Source organism: Halomonas sp. KX33721 (genome assembly GCF_001596805.1).
GTDB lineage: Bacteria > Pseudomonadota > Gammaproteobacteria > Pseudomonadales > Halomonadaceae > Vreelandella > Vreelandella aquamarina.
In genome coordinates, this window is record NZ_LVIA01000006.1 from 14,437 (window position 1) to 41,005 (window position 26,569).

28 protein-coding genes and 1 pseudogene are annotated in these 26,569 nt (G+C 58.6%); 17 read left to right on the forward strand and 12 right to left on the reverse strand.

Annotation, left to right across the window (positions count from 1 at the left end; genetic code table 11):
- The first annotated feature begins 31 nt into the window (after window positions 1-31).
- The 5 genes from fdh3B (at window position 32) to glp (ending at window position 3,930) form a co-directional block, all read left to right on the forward strand.
- Window positions 32-646, forward strand: a complete 615-nt coding sequence (gene fdh3B / locus A3220_RS02140) for a formate dehydrogenase FDH3 subunit beta (RefSeq protein WP_054645125.1) — start codon at window positions 32-34, stop codon at window positions 644-646.
- A gap of 11 nt (window positions 647-657) precedes the next feature.
- Window positions 658-1,758: a formate dehydrogenase subunit gamma gene (locus A3220_RS02145; protein ID WP_054645124.1), complete on the forward strand. Its 1,101-nt coding sequence runs from the start codon at window positions 658-660 to the stop codon at window positions 1,756-1,758.
- Between the two features lie 103 nt (window positions 1,759-1,861).
- On the forward strand, window positions 1,862-2,209 hold the full coding sequence (locus A3220_RS02150) for a DUF1244 domain-containing protein (protein ID WP_062372825.1): 348 nt from the start codon (window positions 1,862-1,864) through the stop codon (window positions 2,207-2,209).
- 4 nt (window positions 2,210-2,213) lie between these two features.
- Window positions 2,214-2,732, forward strand: a complete 519-nt coding sequence (moaB, locus tag A3220_RS02155) for a molybdenum cofactor biosynthesis protein B (protein ID WP_016915144.1) — start codon at window positions 2,214-2,216, stop codon at window positions 2,730-2,732.
- A complete protein-coding gene (gene glp / locus A3220_RS02160; RefSeq protein WP_062372828.1) occupies window positions 2,725-3,930 on the forward strand; it encodes a gephyrin-like molybdotransferase Glp in 1,206 nt (401 codons plus the stop codon). Before moaB ends, glp begins: the two co-directional genes overlap by 8 nt.
- On the opposite strand, the gene A3220_RS17395 is transcribed toward glp, so the two are convergent.
- The 4 genes from A3220_RS17395 to A3220_RS02175 form a co-directional block, all read right to left on the reverse strand.
- Window positions 3,913-4,083, reverse strand: a complete 171-nt coding sequence (locus A3220_RS17395) for a hypothetical protein (protein WP_164834374.1) — start codon at window positions 4,081-4,083, stop codon at window positions 3,913-3,915. The genes glp and A3220_RS17395 overlap by 18 nt on opposite strands.
- A gap of 154 nt (window positions 4,084-4,237) precedes the next feature.
- Window positions 4,238-5,404 (reverse strand): glutathionylspermidine synthase family protein, encoded by a 1,167-nt coding sequence (locus tag A3220_RS02165; protein WP_062372829.1) that lies wholly within the window; start codon window positions 5,402-5,404, stop codon window positions 4,238-4,240.
- Between the two features lie 35 nt (window positions 5,405-5,439).
- Window positions 5,440-6,042, reverse strand: a complete 603-nt coding sequence (locus A3220_RS02170; RefSeq protein ID WP_062372832.1) for a DUF1190 domain-containing protein — start codon at window positions 6,040-6,042, stop codon at window positions 5,440-5,442.
- Between the two features lie 12 nt (window positions 6,043-6,054).
- On the reverse strand, window positions 6,055-6,468 hold the full coding sequence (locus tag A3220_RS02175) for a DUF350 domain-containing protein (RefSeq protein ID WP_044630035.1): 414 nt from the start codon (window positions 6,466-6,468) through the stop codon (window positions 6,055-6,057).
- Window positions 6,469-6,772: 304 nt separating this feature from the next.
- On the opposite strand from A3220_RS02175, the gene A3220_RS02180 reads away from it, so the two are divergent.
- Both A3220_RS02180 and mtnK read left to right on the forward strand, forming a co-directional pair.
- Window positions 6,773-8,371 (forward strand): solute:sodium symporter family transporter, encoded by a 1,599-nt coding sequence (locus tag A3220_RS02180; protein ID WP_062372834.1) that lies wholly within the window; start codon window positions 6,773-6,775, stop codon window positions 8,369-8,371.
- A 248-nt stretch (window positions 8,372-8,619) separates the two neighbouring features.
- Entirely contained in the window at window positions 8,620-9,882 is a 1,263-nt protein-coding gene (mtnK, locus tag A3220_RS02185; RefSeq protein ID WP_062372837.1) for an S-methyl-5-thioribose kinase, read from the forward strand.
- Between the two features lie 178 nt (window positions 9,883-10,060).
- On the opposite strand, the gene A3220_RS02190 is transcribed toward mtnK, so the two are convergent.
- From A3220_RS02190 to mtnB, 3 genes are read right to left on the reverse strand one after another with little or no spacing between them, the layout of a single operon-like run.
- On the reverse strand, window positions 10,061-10,609 hold the full coding sequence (locus tag A3220_RS02190) for a cupin (protein ID WP_062360889.1): 549 nt from the start codon (window positions 10,607-10,609) through the stop codon (window positions 10,061-10,063).
- Between the two features lie 38 nt (window positions 10,610-10,647).
- Window positions 10,648-11,334 carry an acireductone synthase gene (mtnC, locus tag A3220_RS02195; RefSeq protein ID WP_062372863.1) on the reverse strand — a complete coding sequence of 229 codons (687 nt, stop codon included), beginning with the start codon at window positions 11,332-11,334 and terminating at the stop codon, window positions 10,648-10,650.
- A complete protein-coding gene (mtnB, locus tag A3220_RS02200) occupies window positions 11,331-11,921 on the reverse strand; it encodes a methylthioribulose 1-phosphate dehydratase (protein WP_062372840.1) in 591 nt (196 codons plus the stop codon). The genes mtnC and mtnB overlap by 4 nt, the downstream gene beginning before the upstream one ends.
- 105 nt (window positions 11,922-12,026) lie before the next feature.
- Between mtnB and mtnA the strand changes: the two genes are divergently transcribed.
- Window positions 12,027-13,046, forward strand: a complete 1,020-nt coding sequence (gene mtnA / locus A3220_RS02205; RefSeq protein ID WP_062372841.1) for an S-methyl-5-thioribose-1-phosphate isomerase — start codon at window positions 12,027-12,029, stop codon at window positions 13,044-13,046.
- 13 nt (window positions 13,047-13,059) lie between these two features.
- Here mtnA and A3220_RS02210 read toward each other — a convergent pair whose 3' ends face one another.
- The 4 genes and pseudogenes from A3220_RS02210 to A3220_RS18235 form a co-directional block, all read right to left on the reverse strand.
- Window positions 13,060-13,740 (reverse strand): RES family NAD+ phosphorylase, encoded by a 681-nt coding sequence (locus tag A3220_RS02210; protein ID WP_058578166.1) that lies wholly within the window; start codon window positions 13,738-13,740, stop codon window positions 13,060-13,062.
- The gene (locus A3220_RS02215; protein WP_054641243.1) at window positions 13,737-14,138 is read right to left on the reverse strand and encodes an MbcA/ParS/Xre antitoxin family protein; all 402 of its coding nucleotides are present in this window, start codon (window positions 14,136-14,138) and stop codon (window positions 13,737-13,739) included. Before A3220_RS02215 ends, A3220_RS02210 begins: the two co-directional genes overlap by 4 nt.
- A gap of 75 nt (window positions 14,139-14,213) precedes the next feature.
- Window positions 14,214-16,334 (reverse strand): DNA helicase RecQ, encoded by a 2,121-nt coding sequence (gene recQ, locus A3220_RS02220; protein WP_062372845.1) that lies wholly within the window; start codon window positions 16,332-16,334, stop codon window positions 14,214-14,216.
- A gap of 62 nt (window positions 16,335-16,396) precedes the next feature.
- A pseudogene (locus tag A3220_RS18235) lies at window positions 16,397-16,531 on the reverse strand (carbohydrate ABC transporter permease); the annotation flags it as partial.
- Window positions 16,532-16,591: 60 nt separating this feature from the next.
- On the opposite strand from A3220_RS18235, the gene A3220_RS02225 reads away from it, so the two are divergent.
- From A3220_RS02225 to A3220_RS02245, 5 genes are all read left to right on the forward strand, one after another.
- Window positions 16,592-16,870 (forward strand): peptidylprolyl isomerase, encoded by a 279-nt coding sequence (locus A3220_RS02225; RefSeq protein ID WP_016915098.1) that lies wholly within the window; start codon window positions 16,592-16,594, stop codon window positions 16,868-16,870.
- 101 nt (window positions 16,871-16,971) lie between these two features.
- On the forward strand, window positions 16,972-17,907 hold the full coding sequence (locus A3220_RS02230) for an ABC transporter ATP-binding protein (RefSeq protein WP_062372848.1): 936 nt from the start codon (window positions 16,972-16,974) through the stop codon (window positions 17,905-17,907).
- Window positions 17,904-18,665, forward strand: coding sequence for an ABC transporter permease (locus A3220_RS02235; protein WP_062372851.1), 762 nt, complete (start codon window positions 17,904-17,906; stop codon window positions 18,663-18,665). Before A3220_RS02230 ends, A3220_RS02235 begins: the two co-directional genes overlap by 4 nt.
- Before the next feature lie 46 nt (window positions 18,666-18,711).
- Window positions 18,712-19,725: a nucleoid-associated protein gene (locus A3220_RS02240; protein ID WP_062372854.1), complete on the forward strand. Its 1,014-nt coding sequence runs from the start codon at window positions 18,712-18,714 to the stop codon at window positions 19,723-19,725.
- Window positions 19,726-19,906: 181 nt separating this feature from the next.
- Window positions 19,907-20,500: an exopolysaccharide biosynthesis protein gene (locus A3220_RS02245; RefSeq protein ID WP_062360868.1), complete on the forward strand. Its 594-nt coding sequence runs from the start codon at window positions 19,907-19,909 to the stop codon at window positions 20,498-20,500.
- Window positions 20,501-20,818: 318 nt separating this feature from the next.
- Here the strand turns inward: A3220_RS02245 and A3220_RS02250 are convergent, their stop codons facing one another.
- Window positions 20,819-21,139 carry a hypothetical protein gene (locus A3220_RS02250; protein WP_044630021.1) on the reverse strand — a complete coding sequence of 107 codons (321 nt, stop codon included), beginning with the start codon at window positions 21,137-21,139 and terminating at the stop codon, window positions 20,819-20,821.
- A 166-nt stretch (window positions 21,140-21,305) separates the two neighbouring features.
- On the opposite strand from A3220_RS02250, the gene A3220_RS02255 reads away from it, so the two are divergent.
- The 4 genes from A3220_RS02255 (at window position 21,306) to fliD (A3220_RS02265) (ending at window position 25,792) form a co-directional block, all read left to right on the forward strand.
- Window positions 21,306-22,628, forward strand: a complete 1,323-nt coding sequence (locus A3220_RS02255) for a UDP-glucose/GDP-mannose dehydrogenase family protein (RefSeq protein ID WP_044630020.1) — start codon at window positions 21,306-21,308, stop codon at window positions 22,626-22,628.
- 177 nt (window positions 22,629-22,805) lie between these two features.
- Window positions 22,806-24,176, forward strand: coding sequence for a flagellar filament capping protein FliD (gene fliD / locus A3220_RS02260; protein WP_062372857.1), 1,371 nt, complete (start codon window positions 22,806-22,808; stop codon window positions 24,174-24,176).
- 211 nt (window positions 24,177-24,387) lie between these two features.
- On the forward strand, window positions 24,388-24,849 hold the full coding sequence (locus tag A3220_RS18240; RefSeq protein ID WP_354702715.1) for a flagellar cap protein FliD N-terminal domain-containing protein: 462 nt from the start codon (window positions 24,388-24,390) through the stop codon (window positions 24,847-24,849).
- Window positions 24,731-25,792, forward strand: coding sequence for a flagellar filament capping protein FliD (fliD, locus tag A3220_RS02265; RefSeq protein WP_354702716.1), 1,062 nt, complete (start codon window positions 24,731-24,733; stop codon window positions 25,790-25,792). The genes A3220_RS18240 and fliD (A3220_RS02265) overlap by 119 nt, the downstream gene beginning before the upstream one ends.
- Window positions 25,793-26,569: the final 777 nt, after the last annotated feature.

A 26,569-nucleotide genomic window follows, 5' to 3' on the forward strand; every position in this document is an offset into this window, starting at 1 on the left:
GGCACGCCCGCACCGGCAAGAGGAGAACACCATGGCTCAAATGAAATTTATGTGTGACGCCGAGCGCTGCATCGAGTGCAACGGCTGCGTCACCGCCTGTAAAAATGCCAACGACGTCGAGTGGGGCATCCAGCGCCGCCGCGTGGTCACGCTGAACGACGGCGAAGCGGATGAAATGTCCATTTCCGTTGCCTGTATGCACTGTGATGATGCCCCTTGTATGGCGGTTTGCCCTACCGACTGCTTCTACAAAACCGACGATGGCATCGTGCTGCACGACAAGGACCTGTGCATCGGCTGTGGTTACTGCCTATACGCCTGCCCCTTCGGCGCGCCGCAGTTCCCCCAGCAGAACGCCTTTGGCGAGCGCGGCAAGATGGACAAGTGCACCTTCTGTGCCGGTGGCCCTGCGGAAACCAAAGAAGAGGAGTACCAGAAGTACGGCTCCAACCGCATCGCGGAAGGCAAACTGCCGCTGTGTGCTGAAATGTGCTCTACCAAAGCGCTACTGGCCGGTGATGCGCAGGATGTGGCCGATATCTTCCGCCAGCGCGTGGTACACCGTGGCCATAAAGATGGTGCGTGGTCGAACAATCCTCGGGCTAGCACTGACAACCTTGCCTATGATGCTGCCCGCAAAGGGTAAGGAGGCGTGTCATGACAACGTTGACCATGACAAAGGTGCCCTCACGGGCACCTAGCGGCACCGCTAGCTGGCTACAGCGTGGCTGGCGTCTATGCCTAATGCTGGTGCTGTTGGTTGCGAGTTTGGGGGTCACCCACATGGCCGTGGCGCAAGCCGACCCGGATCGCGAAATGACCACCGCCGCCCCCGGCATCACGGCGGATCAGTGGCGCCAAGTACGCAGTGGCGAGACGGGACCGAACTACCGTGACTCCCGGCACGAGAGTAACTACAACCTGATCAACGCCAGCGGCGAAACGTGGCGGATACTGCGCAATCGCTGGGTATCGCCGTTTGGCTTGATCGCCATCGGCGGCATGGCCGCGATGATTGCGCTGTTTTACTTCATCGTTGGCCGTAAATACCTGGAAGAGCCGCGCACGGGCCGCAAGCTCTTGCGCTGGTCGCTGCTAATGCGCGCGCTGCACTGGACCGTGGCGACGCTGTTCATCACGCTGGCGCTGACCGGGCTGAACCTGCTGCTGGGCAAGTTCGTGTTCCGTACGCTGTTCGGCGATGCCGTCTGGGGCTGGATGGTCGCGGCGTCCAAGGTGTTACACAACTACTTGGGGCCGATTTTTGGCGTGCTGCTGGTCATCATGCTGATTAGCCTGATCAAAGAGAACATTCCCAAGAAGCACGACTGGGTATGGTTCAAAAAGGGCGGCGGTATGATTGGCAAAGGCCATGTAGATGCTGGTTTTGCCAACGGTGGCGAAAAAGCCTGGTACTGGCTGCTAGCGTCGGTAGGCATTTTGGTGGTGGCGAGTGGCTTCGTGCTCGACTTCCCCAACTTTGACCAGGGCCGCGACACCATGCAGTGGGCCAACATCATCCACGCCGTGGGCGCGCTGGGCTTGACCGCCGTCTCGCTGGGCCATATCTACATCGGCACATTAGGTACGGAAGGCGCGCTGGAAGGCATGACCACCGGCTACGTGGATGAAACCTGGGCTAAAGAACACCACAACCTGTGGTATGAAGCGGTTAAAGATCAGACCGTTAGTGAAGAGGAACTGGCCGCACGTAAAGCGGGCGGCAGCGGTGAGCCTTCAGCAGCCAAGCCAAGCTGAGTCACGCCGTCGAGATAAGTGGACGTGAACGCCCTTCGACACCGCCTTCGGGCGGTGTCTTTTGTTATGCTGCACTCCAATGACTTTTGAAAGAGGAATCACCATGGCGACATTTGACGAACTGGATGCCACCACCCGCACTGAGCTGGAAGCCGCCGCCTTTCGGCGCTTGCTTAAGCATCTGGACGACAATAAAGATGTGCAGAACATCGACCTGATGATTCTGGCGGATTTCTGCCGTAACTGCCTCTCCAAGTGGCTGGTGACCGCCGCCGATGAGCGCGGCACCGAGCTTGAGCTGGACGCCGCCCGCGAGTACGTCTACGGCATGCCCTACAGCGAGTGGAAAGCCAATCACCAGGGTGAGGCAACGCCGGAACAGCTGGCTGCTCTTGAAGCGCGCCAAGCCAAGAAAAAGGCCAACGCCTCCCCCAACGAGCACAAGGAGTAGCGCCATGGATGCCATGGAAGCGCTGAACATTGCGGTGCTCACCGTCTCCGATACGCGGACGGAAGAGACCGACCGCTCGGGGCAGTCGCTGGTGCAGCGGCTAACTGAGGCGGGGCACCGTTTGGCGGATAAGCGGATCGTACCGGATGACGTTTACCAGATCCGTGCGGTGGTAGCGCAGTGGATTGCCGACCCCGGCGTGCAGGTGGTGCTAACCACGGGCGGCACAGGGTTTACCGGGCGCGACTCCACCCCCGAAGCGGTCTCGGTGCTGCTGGATAAACGTATCGAAGGTTTTGGTGAGCGTTTTCGCCAGCTCAGCGGCGATGAGATCGGCAGCTCCACGATCCAGAGTCGCGCATTGGGTGGCTTCGCTAACGCCACGGTGGTGTTCTGTTTGCCGGGCTCTACCGGTGCGTGCCGTACCGGCTGGGATGGCATTCTGGCCGAACAGCTCGATAGCCGCCATAAGCCCTGCAACTTTGCCAACCTGGTGATTCCCGGTCGGGGGCAGCATGGCTGATCTGCAGCCGATTGAAGCGGCGCTGGAAGCGCTGCTGGCCGACGTGACGCCGCTCGATGCCGAACGGGTCGCGTTGAGCGACGCCGCTGGCCGCGTGCTGGCCGAACCGGTCACGGCCACGCTGGACGTGCCGCCGTTCGATAACAGTGCGATGGATGGCTATGCGCTGTGCGCGTTAGACGCGGGTAAGCGGCTGCCGGTGAGCCAGCGGATTGCCGCGGGCAGTACGGCACGGCCATTGGCGGCGGGCACCTGCGCACGAATCTTTACCGGCGGGCAGATTCCGCCAGGTGCCGACTGCGTGGTGATGCAGGAGCGGGTGGCTGAGGAGAACGGCGAGGCGCTCATCCCCGTGGACGTGCCTGAAGGAGACAACGTTCGCCTGCAGGGCCGCGACGTGCGCCAAGGCGATGTGCTGCTCAATGCTGGCGAACGCTTGGAAGCCGCCGCGTTAGGGCATTTGGCGGGGCAGGGCATCACCGAGGTTCGCGTACGACGCCGCCCACGGGTGGCGCTGCTTTCCACGGGTGATGAGATCGTCGACCCCGGCACACCGTTAAAACCGGGTCAGCTGTATAACTCCAACCGCCCAATGCTCAAGCGGCTGCTGGAGACGTTCGGGGCCGAGGTGGTGCAGTTGGTGAGCGTGCCCGATGACTACGCCCAAACCGTGGCGCTGTTGAACCACGCCGCTGCCGAGGCCGATGTAGTGGTGAGCACCGGTGGCGTCAGCGTCGGGGAGGAGGACCACGTCAAAGCGGCGCTGGAGTCTCTTGGGCAGCTCGATATGTGGAAGCTGGCGATTCGTCCCGGCAAGCCGCTAGCGCTGGGTCGCTTGCCCCGCGACGATGGCAGTCATGCTCGATTTGTGGGGCTGCCGGGTAACCCGGTGTCGGGGTTTGTGGGCGCGTGGCTATTTCTACGCCCACTGATGGGGGCACTACTGGGCTGCCCTGCGCTGGCGGAGCTTCCGTGCCTAACCGCCACCGCGACCTTTACCACCGACACCGGCCCGCGCCAGCACTATATGCGGGTGGCGCTGCGCTTTACGCCCGAGGGCATTGAGGCCGATGCCTTTGATGATCAAAACTCAGCGGTGCTCTCTTCCTGCATTGCGGCCGATGCGCTGGCGGTGATTGATCCGCATAGCCAGGTAGAGAAGGGTAGCCCAATGCGCTGCTTATGGCTGGTGGGTTGAAGCAGTGGCGGAAGGTGGGCTTAGCCGAGCTCCGTTTAGGAGCAGAGTGAGCTGCTCCCCTTCCAGGGCGATGCCGCACAGCGCCGGATGGCGGGAGCGGGCAGCCAGCAGTGGCGGTAGTGGGTAGATCGCGGCGGAGGGCAGGCGCATCATCTCACTGTCGCCGGTAATGCCTAGCTGCCATGGCCCCTCGGCATCGCGTAGGGTTAGCCAGCGCGTTGGGTGGTTCGGTGGTTACGGAACTGATCACGCGATTAATTTTGAAAAGGCACTTAATCGGTTGCTAGAAAAAAGAATGATCGAGCAACTAAATAATGGCATGGGGAATAAAACACGACGTATCCTTGGTAATACGCCCCACGTCTTCGCGAATGCCCATGCCACACGCGCGGTCGCCCACTACCCAACTGCCAATTAGCGCGTGCTTGTCGCCAAAGCGCGGCAGCGGGTGGTACGCCTGGCGTATCCACGGGTTATCAGTGTAAGGCCCGCCCACGCTCTCTTGCTGGCCGCTGGGCGTTATCAAACTGATATTGCTCCCTTCCCGTGAGAAAAACGGCTTGCGCACCCAGCCTGCTTCCAGCGGCGAGTGACTATCTTTTTCAAAATACGCTGGTAGCAGATTCGGGTGCCCTTCAAACTCTTCCCACAGCAGCGGCAGAATCCCTTTATTGGAGAGCACGGCTTTCCAGGGCGGCTCGAACCAGTGGGTGTTGAGTTGCGTGACCGCCTCGCCAAACGCTTCTACCGCCATCTCTTCCCACGGATAGAGCTTAAACAGCGCGGTGATGGGTTGGTCGTCTAGGTCAACAAAGTGTTCGACTCCTGGGGCCACGCCAATGTCTTCGATGTAGATAAACGGCGCCTGTAAGCCTGCCTGTAGGGCAATATCCTGCAAGTAGCTGACCGTGGCGCGCTCCTCGTCGCTGCCTTTTACACAGGAGAAGTAGAGGGTGCGGTTTTCCAAGCGGTCGCCCAGATGCGCCATGGCATTGAGCAGGCGTTCTTGAATCGAGTTGTACTGGTCGGCGTGGCGGGGCAGGATGCCTTGCTCAATCGCCTGCTCCAGCCACACCCACTGGAAAAAGCCCGCTTCATAGAGCGAGGTGGGCGTATCGTAATTCAGCTCTAACAGCTTGGCGGGGCCGTTGCCTGAATAGGCAAAGTCCATTCGCCCATAGAGGGGCGGTTGCCCGCTGCGCCAGGAGTGGTGGATGAGGTCCCACATATGCTCGGGGATTGCGAGGCGCTGCATTAAGGCATTGGAGTGACAGACCTTATCCACCAGCTCCATACACATCTCGTGCAGGGCTTCGGTGGGTGCTTCGATCTCTTGCTCCACCTGCTCCAGGGTGAACTGGTAGTAGGCGTCCTCTTTCCAGTAGGGTTCGCCATCAATGGTATGGAAATGAAACCCCAGCTCTTTGGCCAGGGTTTTCCATTGCGGGCGTTCAGAGACGTTGATGCGCAGCATGGTAGCTCCCAAACGGTGGTCAATACCCCAAAACGCTAGGAACCCCAAGAGGCCGATCGTGTGCCCAAACCGCGACGTGTCGTGGCTTGGCGGTTTTGCACCACCGAGCTGCGCAGGGCCTCGTTACGCTGATTGACCCGTTGCGTCGCCTGGCTGGCCGCAGCATTCCAGTTGCCCTGGTTTTGGCGGTTGCGGTAGACCGGCTCTTGATACACGCGCTCAAACGAGCGCCCTCGGCTGGTATTCGCCAGCATGTTACCGACCATATAGCCCATCATGGCAGGCATGAACCAACTGCCGCCGCCTGCGGCCTGGGCCTGCTCGTCGGTGGGGGCTGCGCAGGCGCCTTCGCCGTGTTCGGCTTCGCAGGCTTCTAGGGTGTCGAAGCGGGGGACGGACGCCAACGAGGCCTCGTAGGCGTCTTCGCAGGCGCTGCGGGTGTAGACGTTGGCTGCGACGCAATCCTCTACGCTTTGAAAGCTTTGCGGCTCATCAAAGCGCACATCGGTTAAGTGCTCATCTTCTGCTGGCTGGGTACAGGCAGTTAAGCCAAAGGCGCTCGCTCCCATCATCGCAAGCGATAGGCGTGCGCTACGTTTACGACGTGGCAGGTGGGTAGGGTGAGACTGCTTTTCCATGATGGCGCTCCGTTACCAGGTCATTGAAGCCGCGTTAATTAAGCCCACGGCAATCGAGATGCTGCCCACCAGCGTGCCGTAAGCTTGATGACCTTCGGTGATGTGCTGAGACAAGCTCTCGCCCTGGCGGCGTAGAAATAGTTTTAGGCCAAAGAACGTGGCGATCTGCACGCCGAAGGCCACCACGCCCCACAGAATGAAGTCGATATAGCTAATGGAGTGGGCCATGGCGCTGTAGAGCGGGAGGGTGAAACCCAGGATAGAGCCGCCATAAGCGGTGGCGGCCGCCGCATTGCCCGCTCGAATCAGTGCCCACTCGTGGTGCGGGGTTAGGCGGCTATAGCAGTACATAAAGGCCACCAGCAGCGCGAGCGCGCCAAGCAGGTAGGCGAAGAAAGACGGTAATCCCTGTAGGTAGTGCAACATGGCGGTGTGCATCCTTGTAGTTAATGACGTGTGGTCAATAAGCAATCGACATTGTGACATAGCTTAGCCGGAGAGCGGCAATCATCCATCGCCTTTCGTCGCGCCGCTTGGTAAGTAGTAAAAAAAACCTATTTTTTGACTTTTGTTGCGACTAAAGGCTAATAGATGAAACGTGTCACCTGCTTAAAATCCCGCGATAATTGGTATTTTTACCTAAACTCACCGTGTCGTATCGCTTGATACCGCTCTTCGTGCCCGTGTTGGGCACCGCTTTAGACGCGACCGCTTCGAAGGACTTCCCCTCATGCATGCCCTAACCCTGGCATCGTTTCTGTTTTTTACGGGCCTGGTGGCCTTTGTCACATGGCGCATCACGCGGCGTGATGACCACCGCAGCACCAGCGGCTATTTCCTGGCAGGCCGCACGCTGACCTTTCCGCTGATCGCAGCGTCCATGCTGATGACCAACCTCTCCACCGAGCAGATGGTGGGGCTGAACGGGTCCGCGTTTACCGATGGTTTGAGCGTCATGGCGTGGGAAGTGATCGCCGTGATTGCCCTGGTGGCGCTGGCGCTGTTCTTCCTGCCGCGCTTTTTGAAAAGCGGCATTGCTACGCTGCCGCAGCTGCTTGCGATCCGTTTTGATACAGGCACGCAGCTGATTGCCAACGTTATCTTCCTGATTGCCTACGCGGTGGTGCTGCTGCCGATCATCCTCTACTCCGGGGCCATCGGCCTTCAGGGCATGCTGGACTTACAGGGCCTGACCGGCATTGAATCCAACACTGCGCTGCTCTGGGCGACGGTATGGGCGGTGGGCCTGATTGGTGCGGTCTACGCGCTGTTTGGCGGCCTGCGTACCGTTGCCGTTTCTGACACTTTAAACGGGGTTGGTCTGCTGATTGGCGGCTTCGTGATCGTTTACTTTGGCCTACAGGCGGTGAGCGGCGGCAGCGGCGTGATGGAAGGCTGGAGCATCTTGAAAGAGAGCGACCCCAGCAAGTTCAACTCCATGGGCGGGCCAGATCAGCAGGTACCGTTCTCGACTATCTTTACCGGCGTGCTGCTGCTTCACCTCTTCTACTGGACCACCAACCAGCAAATCATCCAGCGCACCTTTGCCGCCAAGAACCTCGCTGAAGGCCAGAAAGGCGTGCTGCTCACCGGCTTCTTCAAGCTTTTGGGGCCGCTGTACCTAGTACTGCCCGGCATCATTGCCTACCACCTGTATGCCGACCAGGGCATTCGCGCCGATGAAGCGTATGGCCACCTGGTATTCAACGTGCTGCCGCCTTACCTGACCGGCTTCTTTGCCGCCGTCATGGTCGGGGCCATTCTCTCCTCGTTTAACTCTGCGCTGAACAGCACCACGACGATCTTCAGCCTGGGCATCTACAAAGGCGTGCTGAAAAAAGATGCGACGGAAGAGCAGGTGGTGAAGTCTGGCAAGGTGTTTGGCTGGACCATGGCGATTACCACCATGATTATTGCGCCGCTGCTGGCGGGTCAGGACAGCCTGTTCGGCTACCTGCAGAAGATGAACGCGATCTACTTCATCCCAATTCTTGCCGTGGTGCTGGTGGGTCTGCTGACAAAACGCGTACCGCCCATGGCCGCGAAAGTAGCGCTGGTCGGCGGCTGTTTGCTGATTGCGGCGGGCTACTTCGTGCCGCCGTTCAACAAGCTGCCCATGGTGATGCACGAGTTCCACTTCGTCGCTTCGGTGTTCGTGCTGCTAGTGGCGGTCATGCTGGTGATCGGTAAGCTGCGCCCCCGCGCAACGGACTGGGTGCAGGAAGACTCCGGCGATGTCGATCTCACCCCGTGGAAAGGCGCGGTGCCTACCGGTATCGTGCTGGTGGTGTTGGTGGTGATTATGTACGCCTCTTTTGCGGGTGGCTAATCACGCCAGTGTTGTAAATGGAATAGCCCCAACGTCCCGCATTGCGGGCGTTGGCGTTGTTGGCGATAGGCTTGGCGGCATGACAGGTGGCGTCGAAGCGTTAGAGGAGGTGTGTAGAAGCGTACTGAGCGAAATGCATTTTAAAAAGTGATGCAGCCAGTGGTGTAGCGCCCCCATCATGCTGCACTGAATTGACAACGTTGCCGGGGTATGACAAACACACATCCATTTTGTGCGAGGAATCATCGGTGGCAAACGAGCAGACTTATCAAGCGTTGGGAGTGGACACCCTTGGCCAACGGCTAGGCGGTGTGGAGGCAGTCGCCAGCCGCGTGGGCGGCAACCCTGCCGAGTGGCACATTCGTGAAGTAGGCGACGGCAACCTCAACCTGGTATTCATCGTGACGGGCAGCACCGGCAGCGTGGTGGTCAAGCAGGCACTGCCCTATGTGCGCATGGTGGGCGAGAGCTGGCCGCTGCCGCTTTATCGCGCCCATTTCGAATACTACGCACTGGTGCGTCAAGCCAAGCGCGCGCCCGGCGTGGCCCCCGAGGTGTACCATTTCGACAAGCCCCAGGCGCTGATCGTGATGGAGTATCTGTATCCGCACGTGATTTTGCGGCGCAAGCTGATCAGCGGCGAACGGGTGGCGGAGCTGGGCGCTACGTTGGGTGAGTTTTGTGCGCGCACAGCGTTTCGCGGCTCTGAACTCTCCATGGCAAGCCCGGATAAGAAAGCCGATGTTGGGTTGTTCTCCGGCAACGTGGCGATTCCGGCGATCACCGAATCGCTGGTGTTTACCGACCCCTACTACGGCGCGGAGATGAACCGCCACACGCCCGAGCTATCGCCGGTGGTGGACGAGCTGCGCCGCAACGCCCGCCTGAAAGCCAAGGTGCAGCGGCTGCTGATGAAGTTCACCGCCAACACGGAAACCATGCTGCATGGCGACTTGCACTCCGGTTCCATCATGGCCACCGACACTAGCGTGCGCGTCATCGACCCTGAATTTTCTCAATACGGCCCCATGGCGTTCGACTTGGGCATGGCGGTAGCCAACTTCTTCATGGCCTACTTTAGCCAGCCCGCCCACCGTGCAGAGAGCGATCTTGACGCCTATCAAGCGTGGATTTTAGAAGTGATCACCGATTGCTTTACCCGCTTCGATGAGGAGTTTCGCCACCTCTGGCAAACCGAACGCACCGGCATTCTGTTCCCCAGAGCGTTGTTCGAAGAGCAGGGCAACAGCGCCGACGACGCCTGCGATGCGCTGCTAGAAGAAATCCGTGAAGATGCCCTGGCCTACTGCGGCATCGAAATGCACCGCCGCGTGCTCTCGCTGGCCCACAATGCCGACTTCGAAGAGATCGAAGACACTGCCCTGCGCGCCAAGCTGGAAGCACGCAACGTGCTGATGGGCCAAGCGCTAATCATGGAGCCGCAAGCTTACTGTGATCTCAATGCGCTAGTGGCTTTAGCCAAGGCATACAGTCAGAAATCAGTGCTGTAAGCACTTTAGGTGGCACCTTCGGCACCGCTTTGCGGTGCTTCGCGGGTGCGCTCCGCTTACGCCGCGCTACGAATGCCCCACCTGGAGTTCGGCGAAGCCATGTAGCGCGGCGTAACGAATCTTGCGAGGTACGAGCAAATGAGGCACCCGCGAGGGCGGCGATAGCCGCCTTCACACGTTAAAGCTGATCCAAACGATCAAACTTCCCGGCGATGTCGCTTTCGGTCCAGTGGGGCACCCAGCCTTCTACGTTGTCGAAGAAGCGCAGCGCGGTGAATTCCGGCTCAGGGCCCATGTCGAACCAGTGCGGGGTATTGGCGGGCACGCTGATCAGGTCGTTGCGGGTGCAGAGCACCTGATACACCTTGTCGTCGATGTGCAGGCAGAACAGCCCCTGGCCTTTGACAAAGAAGCGTACCTCGTCTTCATGGTGGCGGTGCTCGTTCAGGAACTTCTGGCGCATCGCTTCCTTGTCCGGGTGGGTGGGCACCATGTGCAGCACATCGACGGTTTGGTAGCCGCCCTTGGCTTTTACCCGGTCGATATCTTCCTGGTAAAGCGCCAGAATCTCCTCCTGGGTGGCATCGTCGGCAATCTCGCCCGGCGCTGCCCAGCGCTCAAATAGCACGCCTACCCGGTTCAGCTCAGCGGCAATTTGTTCGCCGTCCGTGGTGTCCAGAAGCGCATCGTTAGGGTTTTGATCGGCAAAGACTTTCAGTTGTGACATCAATGACTCCTGAAATAAGCAATGGTCAACCGTTGCCGCTAGACGGCAATCTCGTCGAAGCGTGCGACGCAGGTGTGGTGTGTTCCCGGCTGGGTGCCTTCGCGCACCAGCTGCCGGGTTTGCATGCCCGCCTGTTCAGCGGCATCCAGCTCTTCGACGACATCTGACAAGAACAGCACCGATGCGGGCGGCAGGTCAAGGGTGTCGAGGATACGCTGATAAGAGGCAGCCTCACGCTTATGGCCAATATGGGTGTCGAAATAGCCGCTGAACAGCGGGGTCAAATCGCCCTCATCGCTATAGCCAAACAGCAATTTCTGCGCCTGCACCGAGCCTGACGAGTACACATACAGCGCCTTGCCTTCCGCCTGCCACTGGCGCAGCGCTGGCGCCACATCCGCGTATAAATGACCGGTGAAGTCGCCGCGCTGGTAGCCGTCGGCCCATACCATGCCCTGCAGGGCTTTCAGCGGCGTCACTTTCTGGTCGGTGTCGATCCAGTGCAGCAGCGTGGCGACTACCGCTTCCAGCGAGGCGTCGGCGTCCTGCATGACATCACGCACGGCATGGATCTGCTCGGCCACCGCCGGTGCCTCTGCGTTCTCGCGCAGAAAGTCAGGCAGCTTGGCGTGGGCATAGGGGAACAGCACTTTGTGAACGAAGTTGATATCGGTGGTGGTGCCTTCGATATCGGTCACGATAGCGCGAACGGTTGGGTTGCTCATTGGGGCCATCGGCTCTCTTCCAGTACACAGGCAAGTAAAAATTCAATCGCTTCCAGATGGCGGCGGCAGCTGGCAATGCTGTCGCCCACGGCGTAAATGCCGTGGCCTGCCACCAAAAAGCCCCAGGGCATCGGCCAGCCTTGGCGAACGTGCTCTGCTAACTCCTCCATATCCTGGGAGTTAGGCACCACCGGCAGGCGAATCGTCGCGTCATGCGTCACGTTACCCGCCAACGCCTTTTGCATCTCGAAACCGCTCAGTTCGATGCCGTCGGGAAAGCGTCGCGACAGCACGGTGCTGGCCACGGTGTGGGTGTGCAGCACGCAGTGAATGGTCGGGTCTAGCCGGTACAGCGCGGCGTGCAGGTCGCTTTCGGCGCTGGGTTTGCCGTTGCCTTCCAGCACACGGCCTTCCAGGTCACACAGCAGCAGGTCATCCGCCTGGATGCGGGTTTTATCCCGCCCGGACGCCGTGACCCAGTAACCAGCCTCGGTACGCGCGGAAAAATTGCCGCCGGTGGCGGGGGTCCAACCTTGCTGCGCTGCCCAGGAGATGGCGTCCAGCAGTTCGGTGTGTAAGGTAGTCATAAGGCCTGCATCGTCTCATCCAATGGGCATCATTCTATATGATAAGCTTCGCGCCTGATAAGCCGCGCGCCGAGTTCACCGGTTCAAGACCTCAAGGAGCCCTTCATGGTTACGTTACAGTCACGCAGTTTACGAGTGCATGCCGACGCCCTCGAATACCTGGACCAGACCCGGCTCCCCCAGGCCGAAGAGTGGGTGCGCTGTGACTCTCCCGAGGCGTGGCAGCACGCCGTCAAGCATCTTGCCATCCGCGGGGCGCCATTGATTGGTTTGAGCGCTGCTTTCGTGCTGGCCCAGTACGCCGCTCGCCATCCCGAACCCGAGTGGCAAGCCGTCAGCGACCGTTTACGGGCAACGCGACCCACGGCGGTGAACCTGATGTACTGCCTGGACGCCATGGAAGCCTGTTTTACCCAGGGCGCTGACGCCCTGGCCGAACGAGCCAAAGCGCTGTTTGAAGAGGACCGCGCGCTGTGCCAGCGCATGGCCGAGCGGGGCGCTGACTTGCTGGCCTCCGGCGACCGCGTGCTGACCCACTGCAACACCGGTGCGTTGGCCACGGCCGGTGTGGGCACCGCGATTGGCGCGTTGGCCATCGCCAAACAGCGCGGCATCGACCTGCATGTGTACGTGGATGAAACCCGTCCGCTGCTCCAGGGTGGGCGTTTAACCGCCTGGGAAATGGCCGATTTAGGCATTCCCTACCAGCTGATCACCGACAGCATGGCGGCCAGCCTGATGGCGGCGGGCAAGGTGGATAAGGTGATGGTGGGGGCGGATCGCATCTGCGCCAACGGCGACTTTGCCAACAAAGTGGGCACTTACATGCTGGCGGTGGCGGCGCATTACCATCAGGTACCGTTCTACGTGGTGGCCCCTTACACCACGGTCGACCCCGCCTGCGCCACCGGCGCGGCGATTCCCATCGAGCAGCGCGATGGCGCGGAGGTGCGCGGTGCCGCCGGCGCGTTTGGCGAGGTGGTGTGGGCGCCCAGCGATGCACCGGTGTGGAACCCAGCCTTCGACGTGACGCCCGCCAAGCTAGTCACCGCCTGGATTTTGGATACTGGCGTGTTTGACTCAGCGGCGATTGCACGGGGCGAGCATCTGCAGGGCTGGCGCTAGCGGTCAGGCAGGCTCAGTTTAGAAGCGTTAGCTCATAAACGTGCCGAATGCGCTGACCGTCCCAATCATAACCGAGATGACGGCCTTGCCGCGTGGCGGAGAGTACCGGGGGTCTTAGCACTGCGGCGCACTCGCCATCGGGGTCGCGAACGCTGGGGTAAACGATGCCATCTGCCTGCTGCTCCCAAGCGTTTCTGCCCAGGGCTTGCCCGGCAGACCAGCTGTCTGGGGTGAGTAGGGGCTCTGCGTCGCGGTGGCCCCGCAAGTCAATCAGTTGCCCCATCAAATCGGAGAGATAGACGCGCTGCTGCAGCATCATGGGCGGCTCGTTGGACTCCCCCATGAAGCGCTCTGCGTGGTACAGGGTTTCTGCAATGGCGGTGGCTTCGGTGAGTGCGCAGTAGTAGGCACCAAAGGTGCCATCGCTAAACCGCGAACCGGAGGCAGGGAAATGACAAAACGCCGCCATGACGGGTGTCCATCCAGGCCCATACCGGCGGTCGCCGTCGCGCACCAGATGGATCGCGCCCATTTCTTCACGAAGCCTAGCAGAGGTCTCGCCTTCCAGTTCGTTAAGCAGGTCCCAGTCGTCAGTGTGGCTATTGACGCCTTCGAACAGATCAATCGGAGGGAAGCGCGAAGGGATAACGCGGTAGCTTGGCCGCCATGTGACGTTGCTGAGCGGGAAGTTCATACATGGCCCCCTCCACGTGCGGCATCCAAGTGCTGCCGAACGACATAGAGGTCGGAAACGTGACCACTTAACAGGCGTTCCATGGGCGTGTGACCGGCAAACAGTGGGTTGCTGTTGGCTCGTTTTAGCCAGCTATCGGCGGCCTCCTGATTGGGGAGCAGGATATGCAGCGCCTTGTAGATGCCCAGAATCAACGACATGCGCTCAAGATGGTTGGCATCCAGGCGGGCTTGCTCGGGAGTTTGCTTCCAGCGCCGGTAAGTGGAGTCGGGCACGCCGAGTAATAAGGCGGCTTCGCTCTCTTTCAGCCCCCAGCGGCGGGATATGTTGGGATACGTGCGCATGGCAGCGGCTCCCATGTCACGGCGCTTGGTAGCGGTGTTGTGCTGAATGGCCATATCGCTTTCTCCTCTCTTGAATAGAGAATACACCAAATGAGCGATTTTTTAAAAAATACGATTATTTGGTGGGCGTTAACGCTTGGCAGTCATAGACGCCCGCACGCAGTGTAGAACCGGGTAATCAATACGGCCTTCCAGCGCTTCGAACACCACTTTCAGCCCCTGGCCTGGAAACTGCTCGAAGGCGGCGTGAATCTGCGCTAGGGTCGCTGGGTCAATCGTGACTACCTCTTCCAGGGCCAGCTCGCCGCCTTGAATGGCATCGCTCAAATGGCGGTAGACCGTATTGGCGGCCAGCCCGCGCTGCTCGGCGACCTGTTCCGGCGTTAGCCCTTGGCGCAGCAGCGCGGCAGATTCTAGAGCGCTGCTGCCCACCGGGGCGCTGGCGGCGGGCTCATCGGGGTGTGCTAGCACCACCGCCAGAAAGCCTTCGCCGTAATCCTCCAGCTTGCGTGCGCCGATACCCGAGATAGTGCCCAGCGCCTGCAGCGTTTGCGGTTTTTGCGCTACCAGCTCGGCCAGGGTAGCGTCGTTGAAGATCACGTAGGCGGGTACGCCCTGGGCATCGGCCAGCGCTTTGCGATGCTGGCGCAGCGCTTCCCACAGTACGCCGTGGCCCTGGGCGGCAGATGCCCCTTTGGCTCCGCGCCGCGCAGGCTTGCTGGGTTTGCGCAGGGTGAGACGTTGCTCGCCGCGCAGTATGGGCTTGGCGTTGGCGGTGAGCTTGATGCCGCCATGGCCCTCCATATCCACGCTTAAAAAACCGCTGGCGATCAGCTGGCGGAACAGCGCTTTCCACTCGCTGGCGGTGAGCTCCTGGCCGATGCCGAAGGTGCTCAGGCTGTCGTGACCAAAGCGGCTGATACGCTCGTTGCGCTTGCCGAGCAGCACATCCACCAGATAAGTGACGCCAAAGCGCTGCTCGGTGCGGTAGACACACGACAGCGCCTTCTGCGCAGCCACCGTGGCCTCCCAGGTGTCAGGCGGGGTGAGGCAGTTATCGCAGTTGCCGCAGGGTTCGTCTAATGAATCGCCAAAGTAGTGAAGCAGCGCCTGACGGCGGCAGCTGATGATCTCGCATAGCCCTAGCATGGCGTCGAGCTTCTGCTGTTCGATGCGCTTTTGCTGGTCGGCGGCACTGGAGTCCTGCTGCATCTGGCGCAGGGTGATCACGTCCTGCAGGCCATAGGCCATCCAGGCATCGGCGGGCAGCCCATCGCGCCCGGCGCGGCCGGTTTCCTGGTAGTAGGCTTCGATGCTTTTGGGCAGATTGAGGTGCGCCACGAAACGCACGTCGGGTTTGTCGATGCCCATGCCAAAAGCGATGGTGGCGACGATCACCACGCCGTCTTCGCGCAGAAAGCGGGTTTGGTGCTGCTGGCGCTGCTCGGCGGGCAGCCCGGCGTGGTAGGGCAGCGCGGTCAACCCCTGGCGAGCCAGCCAAGCGGCGGTCTCCTCCACCTTGCGCCGAGAGAGGCAGTAGACGATGCCCGCTTCGCCGTCGTGGTGTTCGCGGATGAAACTCAGCAGCTGCTCTTTGGCATTGCCCTGATTTTCCGCGATGTGGTAGCGAATATTGGGGCGGTCGAAACCGTTGTTGTAGAGCGCGGCTTCCTGAAGCTGCAGGTGCTCCATGATGTCGTGCCGGGTAGGCACGTCGGCGGTGGCGGTGAGCGCGATGCGCGGCACGTCGGGAAAACGCTGGTGCAGGTGGGAGAGCTGGCGATACTCGGGGCGGAAATCGTGCCCCCATTGGGAAACGCAGTGGGCCTCGTCGATGGCGAACAGCGCGATGCGTGTCTGCTCGAGCAGCATCTGCATGCGTGCCGTGGCCAGCCGCTCGGGCGCGATGTAGAGCAGGTCCAGCTCGCCTGCACGCAGGCGGTTCTCCACCTCCATCGCCTCATGCATCTCAAGGCTGGAGTTCAGGTAGGCGGCGCGCACCCCGTTCTGGATCAGCGCGGCCACCTGGTCCTGCATCAGCGCGATCAGCGGCGAGACCACAATCGCGGTGCCTTCACGTAGCAGCGCAGGGATCTGATAGCACAGCGATTTACCGCCGCCGGTGGGCATCAGCACCAGCGCATCGCCTCCGGCTATCACATGCTCAATGATCGCCTGCTGGGGGGCACGAAAGTGCTCAAAGCCAAAGACTTCCCGCAGTACTTTGAGGGCTGCCGAGTCGTCGTGCATCGCTGCTCTCCTTGTCGTGTGCGTGAAGGAGAATTGTCGCACGAAAACCCGAGTGAGTTGGGTTAGCGAATCCCCGCCCGTAAAAACGACTGCACGAACTGGCGCTGGAACAGCAGAAAAGCCACCAGCAGCGGCGCAATACTCAGCAGCGTGGCAGCGCTGACGGTGGCCCAGTTGACCCGCGTAGGTGAAGCATTACACGACAGCGGCGTGATAAACTGGCCTACCGTATTGGGTTTTTTATTAAGGAGTTCGTTATGGCACGTGCCAGCGCCCGTCATATTTTGGTAAGCAGTGAAGAGCAGTGCAACGCACTGAAACAAGAGATCGAAAACGGCCGCGATTTCGCGGACGTGGCCAAGCAGCACTCCAGCTGCCCTTCTGGCCGTCAGGGCGGCGACCTGGGCAGCTTTGGCCCCGGCCAAATGGTGCCGGAATTCGACAAAGTCGTCTTCAGCGGTGAACTCAACAAGGTTCACGGGCCGGTTCAAACTCAGTTTGGCTATCACTTGCTCGAAATCACCAGCCGCACTTAATACCTTTTAAAGGCCGTCATGCATCGCGGCAGCCATGTCGCGGTGCCATTGACATCGCGCTGCGCTGGTTCTGCGCTGTCCCGCGATGTAAGGAGTACGCCTTGAACGACCCCATCATTACCATCGATGGCCTGAATAAAACCTACGACGGTGGCTTTCAGGCGCTCACCCGCGTCGATTTAACCATCCAGCGCGGCGAAATTTTTGCACTGCTCGGCCCGAACGGGGCGGGTAAAACTACCTTGATCAGCTTGGTATGTGGCTTGGTCAATCCCAGCGAAGGTCATGTCATTGTCGATGGCTTCGACAGCGTGCGCGATTACCGCCAAGCCCGCGAGCGGATTGGCCTTGTGCCGCAAGAACTCACCAATGAAGCGTTTGAAACGGTCTGGAACACGGTGAGTTTCAGCCGTGGCCTGTTTGGTAAATCCCCCAACCCCGCCCATATCGAAAAAGTGCTCAAGTCGCTCTCGCTGTGGGATAAACGCCACAATCGCCTGATGACCCTCTCCGGCGGTATGAAGCGGCGGGTGCTGATTGCCAAGGCGCTCTCCCACGAGCCACGCATTCTGTTTTTGGATGAGCCGACCGCCGGGGTGGACGTCGAGCTGCGGCGGGATATGTGGAACGTGGTACGCGGGCTGCGGGACGATGGGGTGACGATCATTCTCACCACCCACTACATTGAAGAAGCCGAAGAGATGGCCGACCGCATAGGCGTCATCAATCGCGGCGAGATCGTGCTGGTGGAAGAGAAAGCCGCGCTCATGAAAAAGCTGGGCAGTAAGCAGCTCACCCTGCAGCTACACAGTCCGCTGGCAGAATTGCCGCCTGCGCTGGCGCAGGAAGAACTCAGCTTGGCCGCCGATGGCTTTGAACTGGTGTACACCTACGATGGCCGCCAGGAAGAGGAGGGGCGAGGGATCTCTACCCTGTTAACGCAGCTAGAGCAGGCGGGCATCAGCTTTAAAGATCTACACACCCGGCAGAGTTCGCTGGAAGATATCTTCGTGGACCTGGTGAAGGAGCGCTCATGAACCTCTATCCCGTTCGTGCGATTTACATGGCGGAGATGGCCCGCACTCGCCGCACGCTGCTGCAGAGCATTGTCTCGCCGGTGATCTCTACCTCGCTCTACTTTGTGGTGTTTGGCGCGGCGATTGGCTCGAGGATCAGCGAGATTGGCGGGGTGAGCTACGGCGCGTTTATCGTCCCTGGTTTGATTATGCTGATGCTGCTGACCCAGAGTGTCTCGAACGCCTCGTTTGGCATCTTTTTTCCCAAATTCTCCGGGAGCATCTATGAGATTTTGTCGGCGCCGATCTCCTATTTAGAGATTGTCGTGGGCTACGTAGGGGCGGCGGCCTCGAAATCGATACTGCTGGGGCTGATCATTCTCGGCACGTCCAGCTTCTTTGTGCCGCTTGAGATCGCCCACCCGTTCTGGATGCTGACGTTTTTGGTACTGACCGCCGTCACCTTCAGCCTGCTGGGCTTTATCATCGGCATCTGGGCGGATGGCTTCGACAAGCTGCAGCTCGTGCCGCTGCTGGTGATTACCCCGCTCACGTTCTTGGGCGGCAGCTTCTACTCCATCGATATGCTGCCTCCGTTTTGGCAGAGTGTGACCCTGGCGAATCCGGTGGTGTATCTCGTCAGCGGTTTCCGTTGGAGCTTCTACGGCATTAGCGATGTCAGCTTAGGAGCTAGCGTGGCGATGATTTTGCTGTTTTTGGCGGCAAGCCTTGCCACCATTGCCTGGATTTTCCGCACCGGTTACCGCTTAAAGCCCTGATGCTGAAGTGACCTCTTCGACGTTTTTATAAAGGTAATGCCTGTTTATGCCGCTACTGCAAAGTACTGTCTACCGCCTTGAGCCATCCCTCGACGGCGAGCGCTTAAGTGTGACGGCCCCGCCTGCCGAGGCCGCTGCCGCCAGCGACGACACGGTGATGGCCAGCCTAGTGAATGCGCTAAACGACACCTACAACACCAAAGCGAAGGGCTGGGGGCGCTTTGCCGAGCAGGGCGAGCAGGCCGGGCCGCTGGTGGCGTGGCTTTCGGCGTATCAAGCCGACGAGCAAACCTTTGCTCAACTGGCGAACGCGATGGCCGAGCGACTGGCCCAAACGCTGCAGGGTCAGCTCTCCGTTGGCGGTTACTTGGTCATTGCCCATCTACAACAGGGCGATACGGAAACGCTGCTGATGGCCCTCATTCACCAACGGGAAGGTATCGGCTTTAACGACGCGCACCAAGCGGTGCCTGCCGCCCAACTGAACACGAGCCAACTCACCCTGGCAGCCCGCATCAACCTGACCCAGTGGCAGAGCGGTGTGGAAAGCACGCAGTACGTCTCGTTTCTAAAAGACCGGGGCGGTAAAAAGCTCGCCGATGGCGTAGCGGCGCTGCTGGGCATGGAAGAGGGCATCGATGCCCCCGCCGAAACCCGCACGCTGCTGAAAGCCTTTAGCGACTACGTCGAAAAAGAGGACCTGGACGACGACGCCAGCCGGGAAAAAACCGATACTCTGGTTGATTACGCCAACGAGCAGCTGCGCCGTGGCGAACCCATGACGCTGGAAGAGCTCTCCGGGCTTGTGGATGAGAAACAGCCCAAGGCGTTTTACGACCATATTCGCAACGCCGACTACGGCCTTTCGCCGGAAATCCCGCCGGACAAACGCACTATCAGCCAGTTTCGCCGCTTCACTGGCCGCGCTGGAGGCGTCTCGATCAGCTTTGATTCACACCTGCTGGGTTCCAGCATTGAGTATGACGAAACCCAGGACCGGCTGATCATCAAGCAAGTGCCCAAACAGCTCAAAGAGCAGCTCGCCAAGCGGAAAGAGTGACAAGGTTAAAAGTGCTTGAACAGCAGCGTAGAGCATGGGTAGCGAGCGGCACCAGGGGCTAACCTATAGAGGCCAAGCGATTAACCAAGCAGCGATGTTCAACAGGCCTGAGCTAAACAGATCGACGCGAAACATACCTACTTTAAACAGAGCTCAATGGCAAAGGAGCGCCGAGACGCCCATGAGCGATACGCGGGAAGCAACGAATTTAACCGAACTGATCCACACCATGGAACGGATGGAGCGGGAAAACGCGCAGGTTAGCGTGGATGATGTGGTGCATGCGGTAGGGAGACGCTCGTTTGGGCCGCTGCTTCTATTGGCAGGCTTGATAACGCTGGCGCCGATTATTGGTGATATCCCCGGCATGCCAACGCTGATGGCGGTGTTAGTGCTGCTGACCTCTTCACAGCTGCTGGTAGGGCGGGAAACGTTCTGGCTGCCTAAATGGCTGCTTAATCGTTCTTTATCACGGCAGAAGTTTGATAAAGCGCTGCACTACATGAAAAAGCCCGCCAAATGGGTCGATGGCTTGCTGGGCGTGCGCTTGGCTTGGATGACCGGCTACATCGGTATTCGGGTGACGGCCTTCGCTTGCCTGCTGGTGGCGTTAGCGATGCCACCCATGGAGTTCATCCCTTTCAGTGCCAATGGCGCTGGATTGGCACTCACGCTGTTTGGATTGGGGCTGGTGGCCAGAGATGGCCTGATGCTGGCGTTGGGATTCTTGCTTACCGGCGTGACCTTCACGGTAGTAGTGATGAGTCTCATCTAATGCTTTACTAGGTTTTTCGCGCTGATTGATAAGGCAAGCCGCGATAGGGGGGGCTGATTACGCAAAACAAAACAAAGCCTGCTAGGCTGGAAGGGTCAGCTCAAGGGTGAGCAACCATCTGCTTTCTCGAAAACGCAACAAGCAAGGAGCACCGTTATGCGTAACATCATCTATATCGTGGGTTTGATCGTGGTAGTGCTGTTTATTCTTTCCCTACTGGGCCTACGCTAAGCGCTACGCTGCTGAACCACTCACTCTATGCCCCCGGCCTGTGCTGCCAAGCGCCCGCTCCTGCCTAGCGGGCGCTTGGCTAACGCGTTAGGCGCAGTCTGCGGCTCCCTGCCCAAACATATCAAATATCAGCTCGCGGCCCATGGCTGTTAACACAAAACGGCCATAGTCATTAAAAGTGGCGGCATCACTCTCTTCCAACACTTGCTGGCAAAGCGCCCAACGGGGGTGCTGATGGCTCAGAGAGATCAACTCCTGGTGCGATAAACCACGCTGTATCAGGGTGATGGTTTCAAGCACATGGCCGCTCTCATAAAGCAGTTCCGCTACGCTAGAAAGGCAGTGGCGCAAGCTGCGCTGTACGTGGAAGGAAGCAGTGGTCGCGGGGGATAATGCTTCAGCGGGCATGGTAGGTTGCTCCTGCAATCGCAGCAAAATGGGTGTGCTGCAGTGCATTATAAAGCAGTAGGAGTGTTAGACCAAGGTCTATGTATTGGGCTGAGTTTTGCGTGTCATCTGAATTACAAAAAAGGTGTGATAGGCTTGCGGCACTCCTTTTTAGAGCTGGTTGATTATGCAGATTAGTGTCTTTGGTACCGGATATGTAGGGCTCGTGGCAGGTGCGTGTTTGGCGGATGTGGGTCATCAGGTCATCTGCATGGATATTGATGCTAACCGCATCGCACAGCTTAGCCGTGGTGAGATCCCTATTTTCGAGCCAGGCCTGAGCCAGCTGGTTACCCATAACGTCGCCGCCGGACGCCTGCGGTTTACCACAGATGCCGCCCACGCGGTCACCGAAAGCGACACGCTGTTTATCGCGGTGGGCACCCCGCCAGACGAAGGTGGCAGCGCCGACCTGCAGTACGTATTAAGCGTCGCGGAAAGTATCGGCCAGCACATGCAGGGCTATAAGCTGGTGGTGGATAAATCGACGGTGCCGGTAGGCACCGCCGAGCGTGTGAGCGACACCATCAGCCGCGTGCTACAGCAACGTAAGGTTGAACACCCTTTCGATGTGTGCTCCAACCCTGAGTTTATGAAAGAAGGCGCTGCCATTGACGACTTCACCCGCGGCGCCCGCATTATCGTAGGCACCGAGAGCGAGCGGGTAAAAGAGCGCATGAAAGCCTGCTACGCTCCCTATAACCGCAACCACGACAAGCTCATGTTTATGAGCGTGCGAGCGGCAGAACTGACGAAATATGCTGCCAACGCCATGCTGGCGACCAAAATCAGCTTTATGAACGAAATGGCGAATTTAGCGGAGCGCTTAGAGGTTGATATTGAAGACGTACGGCGGGGCATAGGGAGCGACCCGCGTATTGGCTATCACTTTATTTACCCTGGTTGTGGTTATGGCGGCTCCTGTTTTCCTAAAGATGTGCACGCCCTTGAGCAAGCTGCTTTGCAATTAGGTTACACGCCGGAATTATTAAAAGCCGTAGAAGCCGTTAATCAGCGCCAAAAACAAACGCTTTACACAAAACTGCAAGAGAGCCTCGGTAACTTAGAGGGGAAAGTGATTGCTATTTGGGGGCTAGCATTTAAGCCCGGCACCGATGATATGCGCGAAGCGCCCAGCCGAGCACTGATGGAAGCCCTGTGGGCAGCAGGCGCAAAGGTGCAAGCGTTCGACCCGGAAGCGATGGGTGAGTGCCGAAGGCTGTATGGCGAGCGTGACGACCTGATGCTCGCAGGCGACCGTATACAGGCAGTAAAAGGTGCGGATGCACTGGTCATCTGTACAGAGTGGAAAGAATTTCGCACCGTTGACTTCACTTGGTTAGCAAGCCAGCTAAATAATAAATTAGTGGTAGATGGGCGTAATTTATACGCACCCAGCGCGTTGAGTGAGGCGGGTGTTTGCTATGTGGGTGTCGGTAGAAAGTCTTAATAAACAGAAGTTTATAGCTTTGGTTTGCTGTTTCTGGTAAATGGGTAAGCCCAGAGCTAATAAATTTGTTAAAGTTAATAGTCTAAATGCCGAATAAATAACTAATTAGCTAACTTGAATAATGGCTGCCGCAAAATCGGTAAGACGGCCGCACAACGCGAAAAAAGGACGGTACGCATGGCTTCCATTTCATCATTGGGTATTGGTTCAGGGCTTGATCTCAACGGCTTGCTCGATCAGCTGCAAGACGCTGAGCGCGGCAAACTGGCCCCTATCGAACGGCAACTGGAAACCCAACAAACCAAAATCTCTGCCTACGGGCAGCTGCAAAGCGCCCTTTCCGAATTTCAAAACGCCGCAGAGGCACTTAACGACAGCGCCCTCTACGAAAGCCTCTCTACCAACGTAGGGGGCGAAGCCATCACCGCCACGGCAGATGGCGAAGCGCAGCCTGGCAGCTACAGCGTAACGGTTGAAACGCTAGCAACCCGCGGCACTCTGGCTTCTAAAGGCGTTACAGCTGTGGATGACGTACTCACCACTGCAGAGGAAACGCTTACCTTTACTTTTGGTAATGGCAACACTCAGGATGTCACCATTGCGGCAGATAGCACCCTCGAAGGTATACGGGATGCCATCAACGCAAAGGAAGATTCGGGTGTTAACGCTACGATTGTATACGATGGCACCGACTATCGGTTGTCGCTGAGTTCAAGTGAAACAGGCGCTGATGCATCCATTAGCAGCTTCTCAATTACTGGGGGCGTTGCACTTGAAGCAGATGGTGGCGTAGATGATAAGGGCGTAAGTACAGGCACACATCAAAGCGGCACAGACGCCGCCCTGAATGTTAACGGCATCGCCATTACTAGTCCTACTAACCAAGTAGAGGGTGCAATTCAGGGCGTCACGCTTAACCTTCAGGAAGAGGGTAATAGCACTGTGGCAGTAGAGCAAAACACCCGCGCAGTACGCGAAGCGATAACCGGCTTTGTCGATGCCTACAACGATCTAAAAGGCACCATTGGCGAACTCACCAGCTTTAATGCGGAAACCGGCGCTGCTGGGGAGCTGCTGGGCGACAGCGCGGTACGCACGGTGGAGTCGCGTTTACGCAGCGTGTTGGGTGGAGGTATCGAAGGCCAGTTCTCGATGCTAACGGATATCGGTATTTCGCTGCAGCGAGACGGCACGCTGGAAATCGATAGCGGCAAGCTAGACGACGCCATTGCCAATAATCAGGGTGCGCTCTCCGCCTTTTTTGCAGGCGCTGCCGATAACGAAGGTATGGCAGGCCAAGTGAACCAAACCATCGAGCAGTTGCTAGGCACTAATGGTACGGTATCCGGCGCGATTTCTGGTGCTGAAAACCGCGTTGAGTCGCTGGGCGAGCGTTACACGCGCATGGAGCAATCCATCGAGCAGACCATTTCTCGCTACCGCACTCAGTTTGGCCAGTTGGATAGCATGATTGCCCAAATGAACCAAACCAGCAGCTACCTCACCCAGCAGTTTGATGCGTTAGGTGCACAGCTAGGCCGAAAATAATACCAACTTTGTTTAGCTATCTCCAAAGCGCCTGCGATAAGCAGGCGTTTTTATTGGGGTAATGGGGTATTCGGAGTTAGGTGATAAAAAAAGACCTAAAGTTAGCCGTTGTTCCGTCGATAAGAATGCTATTAAATCCAGTCGAAACGCCACCGCTGGCGCAATGTATCAATAATTGTGGGTTTAGCCTTTTGCATCGAGGAACATCTGCATGGCGACAATAACCTCTCTAGGCGTCGGCTCTGGCCTGGACCTCACCGGCTTGTTGGATCAGCTTCAAGAAGCGGAGCGGGGCAAGCTCGCGCCTATCACGCTGCAGAAAAAACAGCAGCAGGCGAAAATTTCTGCCTACGGGCAGCTGCAAACATCGCTAAACAGCTTTCAAGATGCTGTAGCGAAACTCAACGACCCGAAGCTCTACCAAAGCCTTTCCGCGAACGTGCGTGGCGATGCCATTAAAGCCACTACCTCCGCCAGTGCCTTGCCCGGTAGCTACCGGGTAGAGGTATCTCAGTTGGCCACCTCTGGCACCCTGGCATCTAACCGCATCACGGGTGAAAAAAAACGCCGCGCTAGACCTACAAGGGGCCACGGCCATACGGCTCAATTTTGGCGGCGCGGATTCGGTCGATATTGCCATTGCCCCCAACAGCAGCCTGGAAGCCATTCGTAACGCCATTAACGCCCACAAGGATGCCGGTGTTAACGCCACCATCATCAACGATGGGGAAGGCTACCGCCTGGCGCTCAGCTCCAAGGCTACAGGTGCGGATGCTTCGATTGAAGGCTTCAGCTTTGTAGATACCAGCCAGGACCCCGCGGCAACGGTAGCAGGGCCCTTTAGCGAAGATGCCGCCACCAAGCGTTCTGGCGAAAATGCCGCGCTCACGGTCAATGGCATTGCCATCAGTAGTGCCAAAAACCAGATTGAAGGGGCCATTCAAGGGGTTACGCTCAACCTGGCCGAGTTGAGTATTGCCGAAGGTGAAACGGCCACCAGTACCATTACCGTCGAACGAGACACCCTCAAGCAGCGCGAAGCCATCAACGACTTCGTGAAAGCGTTCAACGACCTGAAAGGCACCATTGCCAAACTCACCAGCTTTACAGGCGACAGCGAAACCGCAGGCGAGCTGCTAGGCGACAGCACCGTGCGCACCATTGAAAGCCGCTTACGCAACGTGTTGACCGGTGGCGTGGAAGGTGGCGAGCTAGGCACCCTGAACCAGCTAGGCATTACCCTGCAGCGCGACGGTAAGCTGGCAGTGGATGACGACAAGCTATCCGACCTGGTGGCCAATAACCCCCAGGCGCTGAGCGACTTCTTCGCGGGTGATAAAAAAGAGAACGGCCTGGCAGGCAAGCTGTCCACCACGATTGACCAAATGCTCAGCAACAATGGCGTGGTCAAGCTGGCCATTAGCGGTGCTGAAAACCGGGTGAAAAGCCTAGATGAGCGTTTTGAGCGTATGGAAGTGACCATCGAGCGCACCATGAGCCGCTACCGCTCTCAGTTCGGGCAGTTGGACAGTATGATTGCGCAAATGAACAGCATGAGTAGTTACCTCACCCAACAGTTTGATGCACTAAATGCCCAGCTAGGGCGCAAGAGGTAGCCGCTAAAAATCGCCCGCTAGCCCCCATTTCAAGGGGGCTTTTTCACTTCTGAGCCAGGGTGAAGGTGGAAAGAGCCAGGGTAAAAGCAGCCACGGTAGGTGGTGAAGTTGGTGACTGCTGTGGGAGGCAGCTTTAGCTCGCGACCGATGTCAGCTAGTTGCCAAACATTACATAATTTTTTACTACTCACCCTAAAGGTTCTCCCCATCAGGCCGTTAATCAATATAACGGCGCTCCATGTCGCCGAACAGCGGGCCTTCCGGCCAGTTCGCACGCAAGGAGTATCACCATGTCAGTGATGAGTTATTGGTCGGGTAGACCGGACGATTGCTCGTTCCGGCCCCCCACAGATCCGAGCGTGCGCGATTGACGCACTCGGCTCCTCAACCGTCAGGTTCACACGAAGGACGCTCGGTGCACGATTCTCGCTCGCGGTAACGGGAGTGTCAGCAACAGTTGCCTTGCCTTCTCCCACGGGAACCATCCTCTCTGTGATCGCCTCCTGAGCCACTTGATCCAGGTTGTCTGAACCCTGTATTGGAAGCGTTGCAGAGACTCGATGTTGTGGGTTATCCCGTAGTACGCATAGTGCCCCATAACCTTTCGACAGAGTTGGCGGTGCTGATCACGCAGGGGCAGGTGGCGGTTGGCTCGGCACCACAGCGAAATTCGCTTCAGGCCTCGCTTGAACCGGTCCTTGGCCGTTTTCTGCTTGATGATCCAGCGTCCACGCAGGGACTTCCCCCAGTAATAGGTAAAGCCCAGGAAGTCGAAGG

Coding starts and splice junctions, on each gene's coding strand:
- A3220_RS02225 (WP_016915098.1), top strand. CDS start 16,592: ATGGCACGTGCCAGCGCCCGTCATATTTTGGTAAGCAGTGAAGAGCAG.
- A3220_RS02235 (WP_062372851.1), top strand. CDS start 17,904: ATGAACCTCTATCCCGTTCGTGCGATTTACATGGCGGAGATGGCCCGC.
- A3220_RS02240 (WP_062372854.1), top strand. CDS start 18,712: ATGCCGCTACTGCAAAGTACTGTCTACCGCCTTGAGCCATCCCTCGAC.
- mtnC (WP_062372863.1), bottom strand. CDS start 11,334: ATGAGCAACCCAACCGTTCGCGCTATCGTGACCGATATCGAAGGCACC.
- mtnB (WP_062372840.1), bottom strand. CDS start 11,921: ATGACTACCTTACACACCGAACTGCTGGACGCCATCTCCTGGGCAGCG.
- A3220_RS18240 (WP_354702715.1), top strand. CDS start 24,388: ATGGCGACAATAACCTCTCTAGGCGTCGGCTCTGGCCTGGACCTCACC.
- fliD (WP_062372857.1), top strand. CDS start 22,806: ATGGCTTCCATTTCATCATTGGGTATTGGTTCAGGGCTTGATCTCAAC.
- A3220_RS02215 (WP_054641243.1), bottom strand. CDS start 14,138: ATGGCCATTCAGCACAACACCGCTACCAAGCGCCGTGACATGGGAGCC.
- A3220_RS17395 (WP_164834374.1), bottom strand. CDS start 4,083: ATGATGCGCCTGCCCTCCGCCGCGATCTACCCACTACCGCCACTGCTG.
- A3220_RS02180 (WP_062372834.1), top strand. CDS start 6,773: ATGCATGCCCTAACCCTGGCATCGTTTCTGTTTTTTACGGGCCTGGTG.
- A3220_RS02190 (WP_062360889.1), bottom strand. CDS start 10,609: ATGTCACAACTGAAAGTCTTTGCCGATCAAAACCCTAACGATGCGCTT.
- A3220_RS02250 (WP_044630021.1), bottom strand. CDS start 21,139: ATGCCCGCTGAAGCATTATCCCCCGCGACCACTGCTTCCTTCCACGTA.
- A3220_RS02175 (WP_044630035.1), bottom strand. CDS start 6,468: ATGTTGCACTACCTACAGGGATTACCGTCTTTCTTCGCCTACCTGCTT.
- recQ (WP_062372845.1), bottom strand. CDS start 16,334: ATGCACGACGACTCGGCAGCCCTCAAAGTACTGCGGGAAGTCTTTGGC.
- A3220_RS02145 (WP_054645124.1), top strand. CDS start 658: ATGACAACGTTGACCATGACAAAGGTGCCCTCACGGGCACCTAGCGGC.
- A3220_RS02210 (WP_058578166.1), bottom strand. CDS start 13,740: ATGAACTTCCCGCTCAGCAACGTCACATGGCGGCCAAGCTACCGCGTT.
- A3220_RS02245 (WP_062360868.1), top strand. CDS start 19,907: ATGAGCGATACGCGGGAAGCAACGAATTTAACCGAACTGATCCACACC.
- A3220_RS02165 (WP_062372829.1), bottom strand. CDS start 5,404: ATGCTGCGCATCAACGTCTCTGAACGCCCGCAATGGAAAACCCTGGCC.
- A3220_RS02170 (WP_062372832.1), bottom strand. CDS start 6,042: ATGGAAAAGCAGTCTCACCCTACCCACCTGCCACGTCGTAAACGTAGC.
- A3220_RS02150 (WP_062372825.1), top strand. CDS start 1,862: ATGGCGACATTTGACGAACTGGATGCCACCACCCGCACTGAGCTGGAA.
- moaB (WP_016915144.1), top strand. CDS start 2,214: ATGGATGCCATGGAAGCGCTGAACATTGCGGTGCTCACCGTCTCCGAT.
- A3220_RS02255 (WP_044630020.1), top strand. CDS start 21,306: ATGCAGATTAGTGTCTTTGGTACCGGATATGTAGGGCTCGTGGCAGGT.
- fdh3B (WP_054645125.1), top strand. CDS start 32: ATGGCTCAAATGAAATTTATGTGTGACGCCGAGCGCTGCATCGAGTGC.
- mtnA (WP_062372841.1), top strand. CDS start 12,027: ATGGTTACGTTACAGTCACGCAGTTTACGAGTGCATGCCGACGCCCTC.
- glp (WP_062372828.1), top strand. CDS start 2,725: ATGGCTGATCTGCAGCCGATTGAAGCGGCGCTGGAAGCGCTGCTGGCC.